This window comes from Paraburkholderia sp. RL17-380-BIE-A (genome assembly GCF_046028085.1).
Taxonomy (GTDB): Bacteria; Pseudomonadota; Gammaproteobacteria; order Burkholderiales; family Burkholderiaceae; genus Paraburkholderia.
In genome coordinates this window covers 338,588-353,190 of sequence record NZ_JARESQ010000005.1, presented here as the reverse complement: position 1 = coordinate 353,190, position 14,603 = coordinate 338,588, and the positions used below count along the sequence as shown (strand labels likewise).

General features: G+C 63.7%; 16 protein-coding genes. 11 read left to right on the top strand and 5 right to left on the bottom strand.

Features of this window, described 5'->3' with window-relative positions:
• Positions 1-41: 41 nt before the first annotated feature.
• Together P0D68_RS11190 and P0D68_RS11185 are read left to right on the top strand one after the other, a co-directional pair.
• Positions 42-458: a ribonuclease gene (locus P0D68_RS11190; protein WP_408301185.1), complete on the top strand. Its 417-nt coding sequence runs from the start codon at positions 42-44 to the stop codon at positions 456-458.
• Between the two features lie 16 nt (positions 459-474).
• Positions 475-1,035, top strand: coding sequence for a barstar family protein (locus P0D68_RS11185; protein WP_091801013.1), 561 nt, complete (start codon positions 475-477; stop codon positions 1,033-1,035).
• A gap of 149 nt (positions 1,036-1,184) precedes the next feature.
• Here the strand turns inward: P0D68_RS11185 and P0D68_RS11180 are convergent, their stop codons facing one another.
• The 3 genes from P0D68_RS11180 to speE form a co-directional block, all read right to left on the bottom strand.
• The gene (locus tag P0D68_RS11180; protein WP_408186917.1) at positions 1,185-1,925 is read right to left on the bottom strand and encodes a 16S rRNA (uracil(1498)-N(3))-methyltransferase; all 741 of its coding nucleotides are present in this window, start codon (positions 1,923-1,925) and stop codon (positions 1,185-1,187) included.
• Between the two features lie 19 nt (positions 1,926-1,944).
• Positions 1,945-2,358, bottom strand: coding sequence for a VOC family protein (locus P0D68_RS11175; RefSeq protein ID WP_011489849.1), 414 nt, complete (start codon positions 2,356-2,358; stop codon positions 1,945-1,947).
• A 114-nt stretch (positions 2,359-2,472) separates the two neighbouring features.
• Positions 2,473-3,345, bottom strand: a complete 873-nt coding sequence (gene speE / locus P0D68_RS11170) for a polyamine aminopropyltransferase (RefSeq protein ID WP_408301188.1) — start codon at positions 3,343-3,345, stop codon at positions 2,473-2,475.
• Between the two features lie 283 nt (positions 3,346-3,628).
• Here speE and tkt point away from each other — a divergent pair, with 283 nt between their 5' ends.
• Both tkt and gap read left to right on the top strand, forming a co-directional pair.
• Positions 3,629-5,650: a transketolase gene (gene tkt, locus P0D68_RS11165; RefSeq protein ID WP_408301190.1), complete on the top strand. Its 2,022-nt coding sequence runs from the start codon at positions 3,629-3,631 to the stop codon at positions 5,648-5,650.
• A gap of 95 nt (positions 5,651-5,745) precedes the next feature.
• Positions 5,746-6,756, top strand: coding sequence for a type I glyceraldehyde-3-phosphate dehydrogenase (gap, locus tag P0D68_RS11160; protein WP_408182856.1), 1,011 nt, complete (start codon positions 5,746-5,748; stop codon positions 6,754-6,756).
• A gap of 97 nt (positions 6,757-6,853) precedes the next feature.
• On the opposite strand, the gene P0D68_RS11155 is transcribed toward gap, so the two are convergent.
• Positions 6,854-7,549 carry a FadR/GntR family transcriptional regulator gene (locus tag P0D68_RS11155; protein WP_408301192.1) on the bottom strand — a complete coding sequence of 232 codons (696 nt, stop codon included), beginning with the start codon at positions 7,547-7,549 and terminating at the stop codon, positions 6,854-6,856.
• Positions 7,550-7,778: 229 nt separating this feature from the next.
• Here P0D68_RS11155 and P0D68_RS11150 point away from each other — a divergent pair, with 229 nt between their 5' ends.
• The 3 genes from P0D68_RS11150 (at position 7,779) to P0D68_RS11140 (ending at position 10,759) form a co-directional block, all read left to right on the top strand.
• Positions 7,779-9,101 (top strand): C4-dicarboxylate transporter DctA, encoded by a 1,323-nt coding sequence (locus P0D68_RS11150; protein WP_408186907.1) that lies wholly within the window; start codon positions 7,779-7,781, stop codon positions 9,099-9,101.
• A 118-nt stretch (positions 9,102-9,219) separates the two neighbouring features.
• Complete coding sequence (gene alc / locus P0D68_RS11145) at positions 9,220-10,230, top strand: allantoicase (RefSeq protein ID WP_408301194.1); 1,011 nt, start codon at positions 9,220-9,222, stop codon at positions 10,228-10,230.
• Positions 10,231-10,246: 16 nt separating this feature from the next.
• Positions 10,247-10,759: an ureidoglycolate lyase gene (locus P0D68_RS11140; protein ID WP_408186905.1), complete on the top strand. Its 513-nt coding sequence runs from the start codon at positions 10,247-10,249 to the stop codon at positions 10,757-10,759.
• Between the two features lie 119 nt (positions 10,760-10,878).
• Here the strand turns inward: P0D68_RS11140 and fur are convergent, their stop codons facing one another.
• Complete coding sequence (gene fur / locus P0D68_RS11135; protein WP_012434340.1) at positions 10,879-11,307, bottom strand: ferric iron uptake transcriptional regulator; 429 nt, start codon at positions 11,305-11,307, stop codon at positions 10,879-10,881.
• Positions 11,308-11,465: 158 nt separating this feature from the next.
• On the opposite strand from fur, the gene P0D68_RS11130 reads away from it, so the two are divergent.
• The 4 genes from P0D68_RS11130 to P0D68_RS11115 all read left to right on the top strand — a co-directional run bounded on the left by P0D68_RS11130 (position 11,466) and on the right by P0D68_RS11115 (position 14,547).
• Entirely contained in the window at positions 11,466-12,290 is an 825-nt protein-coding gene (locus P0D68_RS11130) for an outer membrane protein assembly factor BamE (protein ID WP_091799118.1), read from the top strand.
• 188 nt (positions 12,291-12,478) lie between these two features.
• Complete coding sequence (gene dapB / locus P0D68_RS11125) at positions 12,479-13,276, top strand: 4-hydroxy-tetrahydrodipicolinate reductase (RefSeq protein WP_091799121.1); 798 nt, start codon at positions 12,479-12,481, stop codon at positions 13,274-13,276.
• 100 nt (positions 13,277-13,376) lie between these two features.
• Positions 13,377-14,087: a MotA/TolQ/ExbB proton channel family protein gene (locus tag P0D68_RS11120; RefSeq protein WP_408301197.1), complete on the top strand. Its 711-nt coding sequence runs from the start codon at positions 13,377-13,379 to the stop codon at positions 14,085-14,087.
• A gap of 28 nt (positions 14,088-14,115) precedes the next feature.
• Positions 14,116-14,547: an ExbD/TolR family protein gene (locus P0D68_RS11115; protein WP_408301199.1), complete on the top strand. Its 432-nt coding sequence runs from the start codon at positions 14,116-14,118 to the stop codon at positions 14,545-14,547.
• Positions 14,548-14,603: the final 56 nt, after the last annotated feature.

Sequence of the window (14,603 nt, the reverse complement as noted above, 5' to 3'; positions counted from 1 at the left end):
GGTCGTCAAACTCGTGATCTAACAGCGGGGAACCTTGATACATGGCACGCAAGTGGCAACGCATGAAAGGCGTGCTGATCAGTGCTGTTACGCTGTGCGCTCTATCTGGCCCCGTGCCTGGCGCGTATGCACGCGACTCCACGGCGCCCGCCGACTCGAACGCGCAGTTTCAGGGCACGATCGCGCTGGCGCAGTTGCCACGCGAAGCGGTCAATACATTGAACTTGATTGCCGCAGGCGGGCCTTACCCGTATGAGAAGGACGGCATCGTATTCGGCAATCGCGAACGGTTGCTGCCGGCCCATCGGCGCGGCTATTACCACGAATACACCGTTTCCACGCCTCGCTCACGTAATCGCGGGGCGCGTCGCATCGTCTGCGGAGGTCCGCTGAAGCGAACCGACAATTGTTACTACTCGGACGACCACTACACCAGTTTTAATCGTATTGTTGAATGACATCGGGATGAACGGCATGAGCGACAACGTCTACGCGCACGACTCCGGAGTCGCGACGGATCTTTTCGCGGCCGGCGACGGCAATCTGTTCCAGCGCGTCATGCAGATGCGAGCCGCCGATCAGGGCCGCGAGAACCAGAGCGAAGCAGGCACTGTGGTTTCATCGAACGAGGAGCCCATGAGTCTTTTCAAGACCGTACGACCGAACATCGTACAGTCGATCCGCGCGTTCCGCGTGCAGGATCTGGCCGACGAGGCCAACCAGCTCGGCCAGCATTTTCTGTATGCGTATTGCGCCAATGCGCAGTCCAAACAGGAAGTGCTGGAGACTATCGCGACGTCGTTCCTGTTTCCGAAACACTTCGGCAAGAATTACGACGCGCTTTACGACTGTTTGACCGATCTGGTTCATAAGGCGGGTGCGCAGCCGGGCTTCGTGATCGTCCTCGAGCAGTTGCCGGTGGCGCAGAAGTTCGACAAGGAAGGGCGCGAAACGCTGCTGGACGTGTTCCGCGAAGCCTCCGAATTCTGGGCCGAGCGCAAGGTGGCATTCCGCGTGTTTTACTCGTTCGCCTGAGATTTTCGTTTGTATTTTTGCCCGGGCGTTTCCTGCTTGGGCTAAGTGACAAAGGCCCGCCAATGGCGGGCCTTTGTTTTTGCTGCTGTAGATGCCGACGTGACCTGCGCCGCCGCCGGTCCAGGCGGCAAACCCGGCACGCAGGCGGCTTACCAGCCGCCCCAGCCGGCCGCCAGCGCCGAGAGCACTGCGATGCCGGCAGTTTCGGTGCGCATCACGCGCGGGCCGAGGCCGACGGCGGTGAAACCGTGATCGGTCGCGGCCGCTTCCTCTGCGGCGGAAAAGCCGCCTTCCGGGCCGACCAGCACTGTTACGCGGCCTTTTGGCGGCTCGGCGGGCAACGCGGAAAAGCTGATACTGGCCCGCGGCGACAGCAGAATGCGCAAGTCGCCTTCGTCAGGCGTGCGAGGCATGGCGCCCAGCCAGGTGGCGATCTCGCGCACCGGCATGACTTCCGGCAGGCGATTGCGCCCGCACTGCTCGCACGACGCCCGCACGATCCCTTGCCAATGCGCATGGCGCCGCTGCGCGCGCTCGCCCGACAGACGCACGACGCTGCGGGTGGTGGTCAGCGGCACAAAGGCTGCCGCGCCGAGTTCGACGGCCTTTTCGATCAGCCAGTCCATCTTGTCGCCGCCGGCGATGCCCTGCGCGAGCGTGAGGCGATACGGCGCCTCGACTTCGATATTGCGGAATTCGCGGATTCTTACCTTGGCCGAGCGGCGCTCGACCTCGACGAGTTCGGCGCTATATTCGCCGCCTTCGCCATTGAACAGCACGATGGAATCGCCGGGCTGCAAACGCAGCACGAGCACATGCCGAACGACGTCATCGGGAAGCTGCATGATGTCGTCGGGTTGAAGGGGCGTTCCGACGAAGAAGCGTGGCATCAGAAAAATACTCATTGGTTCACGAAAGGTGGCGAGCGAGCGCCCAGCGGTAGCCGTCCAGATCTTCGACCTGGGCGAAGCGGTCGCCCCAGAACTGATCCTGTGGCTCGCTCAGCGATTTTGCGCCGGCGGCCAGCGCCCGCGCGTAAATCGCGTCGACATCGTCGACATAGACATAGAACGATTGCGGTGCGATCGCGCCCGCGCTTTTCGGTGTTTTCGCAGCCGAGCCGAACGCGCCTTCCGGTGCGAACATCACGATCAACTGGCCCTGGTAGGTCATCTCGACATGCATGACGACACCGTCGTCCTGGACACTGTCGCGCACTTCGAAGCCGAACGCCGCCGTGAAGAACGCGGACGCGGCACGTGCATCGCGCACCGTCAGATAGGGGGTCAACCAAGGCACACCGGCGGGGCGGGAGGCGGTCATGGAGTTCTCCGGATCCAAAGGGTTGGCGGGGCATAGGCAGCAAGTCCAGGCGGATGGTCGCGCATCGAGATGCCGATAGCGCAGTCCGACGGAACCGAGCATTTTGCCCACGCGTTAGCTTGCTGGCTTTAAGAATTGACTTAGTTTATCGCGCACTGAGCGGGATGCCGAGAACAGTCCGGCGTGCGTGGCCGTGTCGTAGTGCATCAGGTCGTCGATCTGGCGCGCGGCGAGGCGGGCCGCGAGCGTATCGGCGGTGAGGGCGGCCGGGTCGAGCGTGTCGCTGGCGGTGGCCATCATCCAGAGCGAGCCGTACAGAGGGATGAACGTGCTCATGGTGCGGACAATGGCGAACGCCGCGCGCAGGTCGCCGAGCAGGCGCGCGATGCGCTCGGCGTGAAAATACGGCGAACCGAGGTGCACGGAGACGGCGGCCGTCGGGCTCATGATCCGCTTGAGCTGCTGATAGAAGGCTTGCGTGTAGAGGCCGGCGGCGGGTGAGTCGGGCGGCGTCAGGTCGAACACGACCAGATCGAATTGCGCCGGCGCCGCGGCTTCGACGTAATGCGCGGCGTCGCCGATCACCAGTTCGACGCGAGGGTTGTCGAAGGCGCCACCGTGCACTTCCGGCAGATGCTCGCGCGTCAGGCGGACCACTTCGGCGTCCAACTCGGCCACCACGATCCGTTCGATGCCCGCATGCCTCAGCAATTGCCGCGCGGCGCCGCCGTCGCCGCCGCCCAGCACGAGCGCCGCTTGCGGCGATGGATGCGCCAGCGCGGCCGGATGCACCATGCATTCGTGATAGATGAACTCGTCGCCGGTGGACGTCATCGGACGGCCGTCGAGCGTGAAGAGCCGGCCGAGCTGCGGCGTGTCCCAGACTTCGACTAGCTGGTAAGGCGATTCGACGCGCGCCACGCGCCTGGCGTGCGGAAATCCGTAGACGGCGTCGGGACTCGGTCGGAACAGCAGCGGAGCGCTCACGGCTGGCGGGCTCCGTGCGGAGCGCGGTGGGTTGAGGTTGTGCAATTGTAAAGGGCGAAGCACGGCGCGGCCTCGGCGGACGCACCGAGCCGCACGACCCGTCGGCTTTCGGGGCGGGGGGGGGGCGGGCAACGTTCTGTTAGAATGTCACGCTTTCAGCCTTGTCCGTTTGCTCTGCCCGTTTCGCGTCTCCTGGCGCCGCACCGTGCGCCCGAGTGAGCTGGCATTCGAGCATCCGGGCCTCAAGCGCGTACCGCCTTCTGACTCTGTCTCCGGACTCGACATGACGACCCCGTCTCCCGCACCCACTTCCTTGATGGCCAACGCAATCCGCGCGTTGTCCATGGACGCCGTTCAAAAAGCGAACTCCGGCCACCCCGGCATGCCGATGGGCATGGCCGAAATCGGCGTGGCTTTGTGGTCGCGCCATCTGCGCCACAACCCGAAGAACCCGCAATGGGCCGATCGCGACCGTTTCGTGCTGTCCAACGGCCACGGCTCGATGCTGCTGTATTCGCTGCTGCACCTGACCGGCTACGATCTGCCGATCGAAGAGCTGAAGAACTTCCGCCAGATGCATTCGAAGACGCCGGGCCACCCGGAATACGGCATCACGCCGGGCGTCGAAACGACCACCGGCCCGCTCGGCCAGGGTCTGGCCAATGCGGTCGGCATGGCGCTCGCCGAGTCGCTGCTCGCTACCGAGTTCAACAAGCCTGACGCAACGATCGTCGACCACCACACGTACGTGTTCGTCGGCGACGGCTGCCTGATGGAAGGCATCTCGCACGAAGCCTGCTCGCTGGCGGGCGTGCTGAAGCTGAACAAGCTGATCGCGTTCTACGACGACAACGGCATCTCGATCGACGGCGAAGTGGTGCACTGGTTCCACGACGACACGCCGAAGCGCTTCGAGGCGTACGGCTGGAACGTGATCCCGAACGTGATCGGCCACGACGTCGAGGCAGTCGACGCAGCCATCAAGCAGGCCAAGCAATCCGACAAGCCCACGCTGATCTGCTGCAAGACGGTGATCGGCGAAGGCTCGCCGAACAAGGCGGGCAGCCACGATTCGCACGGCTCGGCGCTCGGCGACAAGGAAGTTGCGGCCACGCGCGAGAAGATCGGCTGGAAGTGGGAGCCGTTTGTGATCCCGCAAGAGGTCTACGCCGCATGGGACGCAAAGGAAGCCGGCGCACGCAACGAAGCCGAGTGGGACAAGGCGTTCGCCGCGTACGCAGCCAAATATCCGCAGGAAGCCGCTGAATTCAAGCGTCGCGATGCGAAGCAGTTGCCGGCCGACTGGAAGGAAAAGGCCAAGGCGATCATTGCCGGCGCGAACGAGCGCGCGGAAACCGTCGCGACGCGCAAGGCGTCGCAACAGGCTATCGAGGCGTTGTCGGCCGTGCTGCCGGAACTGCTCGGCGGCTCCGCCGACCTGACCGGTTCGAACCTGACCAACTGGAAGGCCGCCAAGCCGGTGCGCGTGAATGCCGAAGGCAAGGCTGCCGGCAACTACGTCAACTACGGTGTGCGTGAATTCGGCATGAGCGCCGCGATCAACGGCGTCGCGCTGCATGGCGGCTTCAAGGCCTTCGGCGGCACGTTCCTGACGTTCTCGGACTACAGCCGCAACGCGCTGCGTGTCGCCGCGCTGATGAAAGCGCCGTCGATCTTCGTGTTCACGCACGACTCGATCGGTCTGGGCGAAGACGGCCCGACCCACCAGTCGATCGAACATGTTGCGAGCCTGCGTCTGATTCCGCACCTGCAAGTGTGGCGTCCGGCTGATACCGTGGAGACGGCGGTGGCCTGGACCCACGCGGTCGAACATCACGGCCCGTCGGCCCTGATCTTCAGTCGTCAGAACCTGCCGTTCTCGGAACGCACGGACGCGCAGATCGCCAACATTGAAAAGGGCGGTTACGTGCTGCGCGACTGGAACGACGAAATCGTCGCGCGCAAGATCATCCTGATCGCCACCGGTTCGGAAGTCGAACTGGCGCTGAACGCGGTCGAGCCGCTGGCGCGCGAAGGCATCGCGGCGCGCGTCGTGTCCATGCCGTCGACCACCGTGTTCGACAAGCAGGACGCCGAGTACCGCGAACGCGTGCTGCCGCAAGGCGTGCGCCGCGTCGCGATCGAAGCGGGTGTTTCGGATTTCTGGCGCAAGTACGTGGGTCTGGAAGGCGGCGTGGTCGGCATCGACACGTTCGGCGAATCGGCCCCGGCTGGCGTGCTGTTCAAGCATTTCGGCTTCACCGTCGAACACGTGGTAGAGACGGCAAAAGCCGCACTCGGCTGATCCTGGACAAGCGTTGCCGTTTGCGTGCGAACGCGCGGCAACGCTGTCAGTCAGACGAACCTGGACGAATTTTTTTAGCCATCAGGAGATAGACCATGACGATTCGCGTCGCAATCAACGGCTACGGCCGGATCGGCCGCAACACGCTGCGCGCCTTCTATGAAAACGGCAAGAAGCACGATATCGAAATCGTCGCCATCAACGATCTCGGCGATGCCAAGACCAACGCTCACCTGACGCAATACGACACGGCGCACGGCAAGTTCCCGGGCGAAGTGTCGGTGGACGGCGACTACCTGGTTGTCAACGGCGACAAGATCCGCGTGCTGGCCAACCGCAACCCGGCTGAACTGCCGTGGGGCGAGCTGAACGTCGACGTCGTGCTGGAATGCACGGGCTTTTTCACGACCAAGGAAAAGGCGAGCGCGCACATCAAGGGCGGCGCGAAGAAGGTGATCATTTCGGCGCCGGGCGGTAAAGACGTCGACGCCACGATCGTCTACGGCGTGAACCACAACGTGCTGAAGGCATCGGACACGGTCATCTCGAACGCCTCGTGCACGACGAACTGCCTCGCGCCGCTCGTCAAGCCGCTGAACGACAAGATCGGCCTGGTGAACGGTCTGATGACCACGATCCACGCATACACGAACGACCAGGTTCTGACGGACGTGTACCACGAAGACCTGCGCCGTGCGCGCTCGGCCACGCACAGCCAGATCCCGACCAAGACCGGCGCTGCTTCGGCGGTCGGCCTGGTGCTGCCGGAACTGAACGGCAAGCTGGACGGCTACGCGATTCGCGTCCCGACGATCAACGTGTCGGTCGTCGACCTGTCGTTCATCGCCGCGCGCGACACGACGGTCGAAGAAGTCAACGCGATCATGAAGGAAGCGTCGGAAGGCTCGCTGAAGGGCATCCTCGGCTACAACGATGCACCGCTGGTGTCGATCGACTTCAACCACAACCCGGCTTCGTCGACGTTCGACGCGACGCTGACCAAGGTGTCGGGCCGTCTGGTGAAGGTGTCGAGCTGGTACGACAACGAGTGGGGCTTCTCGAACCGCATGCTGGACACGGCTGTGGCGCTGGCCAACGCGAAGTAAATCACGGCGCTTCGTGCGCTAGCTATGCCTGCCAAAGCCGGTTTGAGTCGGCGGTGGCAGGCGTAAAAAACCGCTCTTCGGAGCGGTTTTTTTTCGCCTACTGCGGTTGCGGAGTCGGGAAATAGACGCCGGCGCGCTGCGCGGCGTTCGAGATATGCGTTTCGATGGCCTTGCCGGCCGCGGCGGAATCGCGCGCCTTCAGCGCATCCAGAATCACGCGATGCTCGTTGTACGTGGACAGCACCAGTTCACGCCGGTAATACGGCATGCGCTGGCTTTCCTTCATGATCTCCGCGCTGCTGCTCAGGATCGACTCGATCGCCGCATTGCCGGCAATGCTGACGATCCGCATGTGGAAGTCGTAGTCGAGCCGGGCGGCTTCATCGAGTTCGTCGCAGGCGAGCGCTGTTTGCATGGCCGTGATGTTCTCTTCGAACCACGCGAGGTCGGAATCGCTGACCGCGAGCGCCGCCATGCGCGCGATAAAGCCTTCCAGCGCGAAGCGCATCTGATACGTATCAGGCAGTGACGATTGCTCCGCGAAGCGCCACGGTTGCGCGGCCTGCGCCTGCGCCCTTTCCACGTACACGCCCTTGCCGGGTCGGATCACCAGCAAACCGAGCGCTTCGAGCGTGGAGAGCGCTTCGCGCAACGAAGCGCGGCTGATCGCAAGTTCTTCGGAGAGTTGACGCTGAGCCGGGAGCAAGCTGCCTACGGGATAGACGCCCGCTTCGATCCGTTCGCGGATGGTCGCGATGGCGGCATCGGTAACGGTATGCGGGACGTTTTTCATTGTTGTCTCACTTTGGAATCGCGGTCTGACCAGCATTGTAATACGCGGTCCGAACGCTCGTGCAGCTTACCGTCTGCTGACGCCGATCCGGCCAAAAACCGCTGCAAAAACAGCGGGTAAACACTGTTTTATGAAACCTTGACGCCAGTATATCGGCTTCCTACTATTCGACATAACAGCACTGGTCGGACCAGTCTGAACAGACGTGAATCGAAACCAGGAGGAAGCCGTGTTGAAATTTTTCAATTCGCTGTTTGGCCGGGTCGTCATAGCGCTGGTGGCCGGTATCGTGATCGGCGCCGTATTCCCGCATTTCGCCCAATCGCTGCGTCCGCTCGGCGACGGCTTTCTCAAGCTGATCAAGATGGTGATCGGCCCGATCGTCTTTTGCGTCGTGGTCAGCGGCATGGCGCATGCCGGCGACTTGCGCAAAGTGGGCCGCGTCGGCCTGAAGGCCGTGGTCTACTTCGAGGTGATGACGACGATCGCGCTCGTGATCGGCGCAGTCCTGGCGTACGTTACGCGTCCTGGCGTCGGCATGAATATCGATCTGCGCTCGCTGGATCCCGCGTCGCTCTCCACGTACACCGAGCACGCCAAGAGCCTGAAGGACACGGCCGGCTTCCTGCTGAAAATCATCCCCGACACGGCGATCAACGCTTTCGCCACCGGCGACATCCTGCAAATTCTGGTGTTTTCGGTGCTGTTCGGCTCGGCGCTGTCGCTACTCGGCAATAAGGCTCAGCGCGTGAGCAGCCTGATCGACGAACTGTCGCAAGTGTTTTTCCGCGTGATGGGTTTCATCATCAAGCTCGCGCCGCTCGGCGTGCTGGGCGCGATCGCCTTCACCACCGGCACCTATGGCGTCGAGTCGCTCAAGCAACTCGGCTTGCTGGTGCTCGTGTTCTACGCGAGCTGCTTCGTGTTTGTAGTCGTGGTGTTGGGCGTCGTCATGCGGCTGGCCGGCTTCAGCATCTTCAAGCTGATTCGCTACCTGCGCGAAGAGTTGTCGATCGTGCTCGGCACCGCTTCGTCCGACGCCGTGCTGCCGCAGATCATGCGCAAGCTCGAATGGATGGGCGTCAAGGATTCGACCGTCGGCCTCGTCATTCCGACCGGCTACTCGTTCAATCTGGACGGCTTTTCCATCTACCTCACGCTCGCCGTGATTTTCATCGCGCAGGCCACCAACACGCCACTGTCGATGCACGACCTGATCGTGGTGGTGCTGGTTTCGCTGGTGACCTCGAAGGGCGCGCACGGCATTCCCGGCTCGGCCATTGTGATTCTGGCCGCCACGCTGTCCGCGATTCCGGCGATTCCCGTGCTCGGCCTCGTGCTGATCCTGCCGGTCGACTGGTTCGTCGGCATTGCGCGCGCGTTGACCAACCTGATCGGCAACTGCGTGGCGACAGTGGTGGTCGCCGTGTGGGAGAACGATATCGACCGGGCGCGCGCTCATCGCGTGCTGAATCGCGACGCGGCATTGCGCTACGTGCCGGCCGGCGACGACGCCGCGCCCGCCGCTGGCGAACACGCTCCTGCCGTCTAAACCGCTTGAAATCCGCTTTCGAATCCGCGCGCGCCAACGCAGCGCGCCTTCAGCGCCGGCAGAGGCTGCACATGCCGGCTCTCCTTCACTTTTTCGCGCCTGACCGAGACTAGAGACAATGGCTAATCCGATCCTCGACCCCAACGCTCCTGCTTTCACCCGTCGCTATATGAACCTCGCCGATCCGCGCCTGGGCGCGAAGGCGCTCTTCGCCAGCGACGAATTCTTCGCGCCGAAAGAACGCATGCTCGAGCCGCAACCGGCGGTGTTCATTCCCGGTAAGTACGACGACCACGGCAAGTGGATGGACGGCTGGGAAACCCGCCGCAAGCGCACCACCGGTCACGATTATTGTGTGATTCGCCTCGCGCACCCGGGCGTCGTGTACGGCGTGGACCTGGATACGAGCCATTTCACCGGCAATTTTCCGCCGGCCGCGTCGATCGACGCCTGCTACGTGGACGGCGACGTGCCGCCCGACAACGCCGACTGGCAAACGCTCGTGCCGGCTACCACGTTGCAGGGCAACCAGCACCACTACGTCGACGTGAGCGACGCGCGCGCCTTCACTCATCTGCGTGTGAATCTGTACCCGGACGGCGGCCTCGCCCGCCTGCGCGTGTACGGCCAGCCTAAGCGCGATTGGGAGCGCGTTGAGCGCGGCACGCTGCTGGACCTGGCCGCCATCGAAAACGGCGCGTATCTGGTCGCCGCGAACAACCAGCATTTCGGGCCGGCCTCGCAGATGCTGATGCCGGGCCGTGGCGTCAACATGGGCGACGGCTGGGAAACCCGGCGCCGTCGCGAGCCGGGCAACGACTGGGCGATCGTCGCTTTGGCGAGGCCGGGCGTGATCCGCAAGATCGAAGTGGATACGGCGCACTTCAAGGGCAATTTCCCGGACCGCTGCTCGCTGCAAGCCGCGTCGGTGACGGGCGGCACGGACGATTCGCTCGTCACGCAGGCGATGTTCTGGCCGGTGCTGCTCGGCGAACAAAAACTGCAGATGGACCACGTCCACACCTTCGCGGACAACCTCGCGTCGCTGGGCCCGGTCACGCATGTGCGTTTCAATATCTTTCCGGACGGCGGCGTGTCGCGTCTGCGCCTGTGGGGTGAAATCGCATAGCGGAGGAGCGGCGTCGATGAAGACATTGCAGATGGAACGGCTCACGCGCGCGGCTTTCGCGCCGTTCGGCGACGTTATCGAACTGGACGGCGCACGTCATTTCGCCATCAACGGCGGCACGACCGAGCGTTATCACGACCTCGCCTGCGTCGACGTGACGGAGCAAGGCGGGCGGCCGCTGATCAACCTGTTTCGCGCGCAGCCGCGCGCGCTGCCGGTCGAGATCACGATGATGGAGCGGCATCCGCTCGGCAGTCAGGCTTTCATTCCCTTAACGGCGGGCCGCTATCTGGTGGTGGTCGCGCCGGCCGGCGAATTCGATCCGTCGCAAATGCGCGCCTTCTGGACCGATGCGTGGCAGGGCGTGAACTATGCGAAAGGCGTCTGGCATCACCCGTTGCTCGCGCTCGATCGGGTGAGCGATTTCGTGGTGGTCGATCGGGGCGGCGAGCAGCCCAATTGCGACGAATTGTCATTGGTAGAGCCGTGGCGGCTGACGTTCGAAGCGAGCGCCGAGCTGGTGGGCTAGGGGCGTCAACGGCTCGCGTACAGAACCGCGTCGCAGATGCAAAAAGACCCGGCCGATTTGCATCGGCCGGGTCTTTTTTTGCCCGCCGGACCGCGCACCCCAGCGCGGCCGGCCTCGCGTCAATGCTTGCGATGCGGGCAGTTCTCCTTGGTGCAGGCACCGTACAGAGCCAACGCGTGCTCCTGCAGCTTGAAGCCGCGTTCCTTCGCGATGGACTGCTGACGGCTCTCGATTTCGGAGTCGAAAAACTCTTCGACGAGCCCGCAATCGAGACACACGAGGTGGTCGTGGTGCGACCCCTCATTCAATTCGAACACCGCTTTACCCGACTCGAAATTGCTGCGCGAGAGCAGGCCGGCCTGCTCGAATTGCGTCAGCACGCGATACACGGTTGCAAGCCCGATATCGAGTTCTTCGTGCAGCAGGTTGCGGTACACATCTTCGGCGGTCAGGTGACGCACCGGGCTGTGCTGGAAAATCTCAAGGATTTTGAGGCGCGGAAGGGTCGCCTTGAGCCCGATATTCTTGAGATCGGTTGGATTGGTCATGACAAGGGATCCCTAGAGTACAATGCTGGGCTCTCATAGTAATGTGTTTTTGGCGTTCTGGTCATCTTCGATGGAATGAAACTCGCGCGGCTCGTCAGCGGGCCCGCACGGTGAGTGAAATGATTTCAAAATCTCAATTGATCTACCGGGGGAGCCGCATGCGGGGTACCTTGATCGCTGTTGCGACTGTCGCGGTTCTTGCCGGATGTTCCACTTACGACAGCCTGACACAGCGTATTGCCCAAAGCATCACGCCGTACCGTATCACGGTGGTGCAAGGCAATTTCGTCTCGAAAGAAGCGGCTGCACAGATGCAGGTCGGCTTGACCCGCGCGCAGGTCAAGCAATTGCTCGGCACGCCGCTCCTGACCGACATGTTCCACGCGGACCGCTGGGACTACGTGTTCTATTTCAAGCGTGGCTCGACGAGTGTCGTCCAGCAGCGCGACTTCGTGGTCATGTTCGCGGGCGACCGCGTCGCCAGCTGGTCGGGTGGTGACGATCTGCCGTCCAACCTCGAATTGCTGGCCGAAATCGACGGCGACAAGCTGGGCAAGAAGAAGGCCGCCACTGCCGTGGCGAGCGGCGCGAGTGGCGCGAGCGATGCAGCCGCGGCGGCGCCGGTCACGCTGGACACCGTGCGTTCGCCGTCCGTCGCTGGCGCTGCCGGCGCGGCGACGCCGTCAACGGACGCCAACGCGGAAGCCGCGCAAGCCGCCAATCGTGCGACCAATGCGGTGCAGCTGTCGCCCGCGCGTCCGAGTGTGCCGAGCGCGCCGACGGCGAACGGCGGCGGCATCCCGCAGCAAAGCCCCACGGGCAATGGGCAGCCGCAGTTCCAGTTCCATCGTCCGCCGCCGCCGCAGAATCCGGGTACGGACAACAGCAATCCGGTCGGCCCGACGGGACCGCAGAGCAGCAACGGCGGCCCGACGCACAACGCGCCGCTGACCTCGTCCTCGTCTACGGGAACGGGCGGCTAATTGCGCTGTCCCTGTCTTAAGACCCATGCTTAAGACTCACGCTTGAGACGAACGCCGCGCACGGGCAGCCGCAGTGCGCGGCGTCCGTGCGGTTCTCTGCTTTTTCAGTCATGCGCGGCGCACGGGTGCTGCCCGCCGCCGCTTTCGCCCGCCTTTGCCGGGTTTTGCCTTTTCGAACCCTCGTAGCCATGAAAATTGCCATTGCTGGCGCATCGGGCCGTATGGGCCGCATGCTCATCGAAACAGTCCTCAACGATACCGACGCCACGCTGTCCGGCGCACTCGATCGCGCGGGCTCCCCGCAACTCGGCCAGGACGCCGGCGCGTTTCTCGGCAAACAGACGGGCGTCATGCTAACCGACGACGTCGAGCGCGTATTCGCCGAATCCGACTACCTGATCGACTTCACGCGCCCCGAAGGCACGCTGATGCATCTTGAAGCGGCGCAGCGTCACAACGTGAAAATGGTGATCGGCACCACCGGCTTCGACAACGAGCAGAAGGCGCAACTGCGCGCCGCGGCGGACAAGATCGCCATCATGTTTGCGTCGAACATGAGCGTTGGCGTGAACGTTACGCTGAAGCTGCTCGAATACGCCGCGAAGCACTTCGCGACGGGCTACGACATCGAGATCATCGAGGCGCATCACCGTCACAAGGTCGACGCGCCGTCCGGCACGGCGTTGACCATGGGCGAAGTGATCGCCAACGCGCTCGGCCGCAATCTCGACGACTGCGCGGTCTACAGCCGCGAAGGCGTCACCGGCGAACGCGACCCGTCCACGATCGGTTTTTCGGCGATCCGCGGCGGCGACATTGTCGGCGACCATACGGTGCTGTTTGCGGGCATCGGCGAGCGAATCGAGATCACGCACAAATCGGCGAGCCGTCTGTCGTATGCGCAAGGCGCGCTTCGTGCTGTCCGTTTCCTCGAAGGCCACTCCACCGGCTTTTTCGACATGCAAGACGTACTCGGCCTGCGTTGAACGCTGAATTCAACGCTGTGTCCGACGTATTCTGAGCGAAGGCCGGGGGCAGGGCGTCTCCCGGCGAGCTCGTGAAATCACTACTCCACGGCGAGGTCAGATGGCAGGCAGCAGCGGCATCATCCATTACCTGCAAACCAGCGACGCGATCACGCATGGCGTCGCTTACGTGCTGCTGGCCATGTCGATTGCGAGCTGGTGTTTTCTGATCGTCAAAAGCTGGATCCTCACGCGCGCCAAGCGTCAGGCCACGCGTGCGATCGCGCAGTTCTGGCAGGCGCCCACGTTGTCCGAAGGTGTCGCGGCGCTCAGGCGCGCGGACCGCGAACGGGTCTTCACGCCGCTCGCGGAAGCGGCGCTTCATGCGGCTGAGGTGGATATTCCGGGCGCGCTGCTCGCCCGCGTCGAGCGTGGCGAGCGGGTGCTGCGAGCGCTGCGCCAGGCGCTCAATGCGTCGCAGCGGCGGCTCGAATTCGGCCAGGTGCTGCTGGCCTCGGTGGGCAGCACGGCGCCGTTCGTCGGCTTGCTCGGCACCGTGTGGGGCATCTATCACGCGCTCGGCAGCATTGCGGCGAGCGGTCAGGCGCAGATCGAAAATGTCGCCGGGCCGGTTGGCGAGGCGCTCATCATGACCGCTTTCGGCCTCGTGGTCGCGATCCCGGCGGTGCTCGCGTACAACGTGCTCGGCCGGCTGGTGCGGCAGTTGTCGGAAGAGCTCGACGGCTTTGCGCACGACCTGCACGCCTACGTGTGCGCGCCGGCGGAACAGGTTCCAGCGCACGCGCGCGCCCACCAGGCCTCGACCCACTAGGCGCGCCGCTCAGGCAGAAGGAGGCGACATGGCATTCGGCGGACTCGAGAAAAAGCAGACGGCCGCGCCCATGGCCGAGATCAACATGACGCCGCTGATCGACGTGATGCTGGTGCTGCTGGTGATTTTTATCATTACCGCGCCTTTGTTCACGCACGCGATCCGGCTCGATTTGCCGAAAGTCGCGGCCGCGCCCGCGCGCCAGACGCCGCAAACCATTTCTCTTTCCATCGACGCCGCCGGCAAACTCTACTGGAACGGCACCGTCATCACGCTCGAGCAGATGCGCGCGCGCTTCGCGCAAGCGGGCAAGCAGAGCGACCAGCCCGAGATTCATCTGAGCGCCGAGCGCTCCACGCGCTACGAGGTGATCGCCCAGGTCATGGGCGCGGCGCAGCAGGCCGGCCTCGAGCGGATCGGTTTCGTGACCGACCCGCCGCCGCCTGCCGCCAGGCCGTAGGCGCGGCGTACCCGTCCGCGGACGGTATAATCAGCCCTTTCCCCCGCAGAAGGGGA

Coding starts and splice junctions, on each gene's coding strand:
- P0D68_RS11120 (WP_408301197.1), top strand. CDS start 13,377: ATGGCAGGCAGCAGCGGCATCATCCATTACCTGCAAACCAGCGACGCG.
- alc (WP_408301194.1), top strand. CDS start 9,220: ATGGCTAATCCGATCCTCGACCCCAACGCTCCTGCTTTCACCCGTCGC.
- gap (WP_408182856.1), top strand. CDS start 5,746: ATGACGATTCGCGTCGCAATCAACGGCTACGGCCGGATCGGCCGCAAC.
- P0D68_RS11185 (WP_091801013.1), top strand. CDS start 475: ATGAGCGACAACGTCTACGCGCACGACTCCGGAGTCGCGACGGATCTT.
- dapB (WP_091799121.1), top strand. CDS start 12,479: ATGAAAATTGCCATTGCTGGCGCATCGGGCCGTATGGGCCGCATGCTC.
- P0D68_RS11130 (WP_091799118.1), top strand. CDS start 11,466: ATGCGGGGTACCTTGATCGCTGTTGCGACTGTCGCGGTTCTTGCCGGA.
- P0D68_RS11115 (WP_408301199.1), top strand. CDS start 14,116: ATGGCATTCGGCGGACTCGAGAAAAAGCAGACGGCCGCGCCCATGGCC.
- P0D68_RS11140 (WP_408186905.1), top strand. CDS start 10,247: ATGAAGACATTGCAGATGGAACGGCTCACGCGCGCGGCTTTCGCGCCG.
- P0D68_RS11190 (WP_408301185.1), top strand. CDS start 42: ATGGCACGCAAGTGGCAACGCATGAAAGGCGTGCTGATCAGTGCTGTT.
- P0D68_RS11175 (WP_011489849.1), bottom strand. CDS start 2,358: ATGACCGCCTCCCGCCCCGCCGGTGTGCCTTGGTTGACCCCCTATCTG.
- tkt (WP_408301190.1), top strand. CDS start 3,629: ATGACGACCCCGTCTCCCGCACCCACTTCCTTGATGGCCAACGCAATC.
- fur (WP_012434340.1), bottom strand. CDS start 11,307: ATGACCAATCCAACCGATCTCAAGAATATCGGGCTCAAGGCGACCCTT.
- P0D68_RS11180 (WP_408186917.1), bottom strand. CDS start 1,925: ATGCCACGCTTCTTCGTCGGAACGCCCCTTCAACCCGACGACATCATG.
- P0D68_RS11155 (WP_408301192.1), bottom strand. CDS start 7,549: ATGAAAAACGTCCCGCATACCGTTACCGATGCCGCCATCGCGACCATC.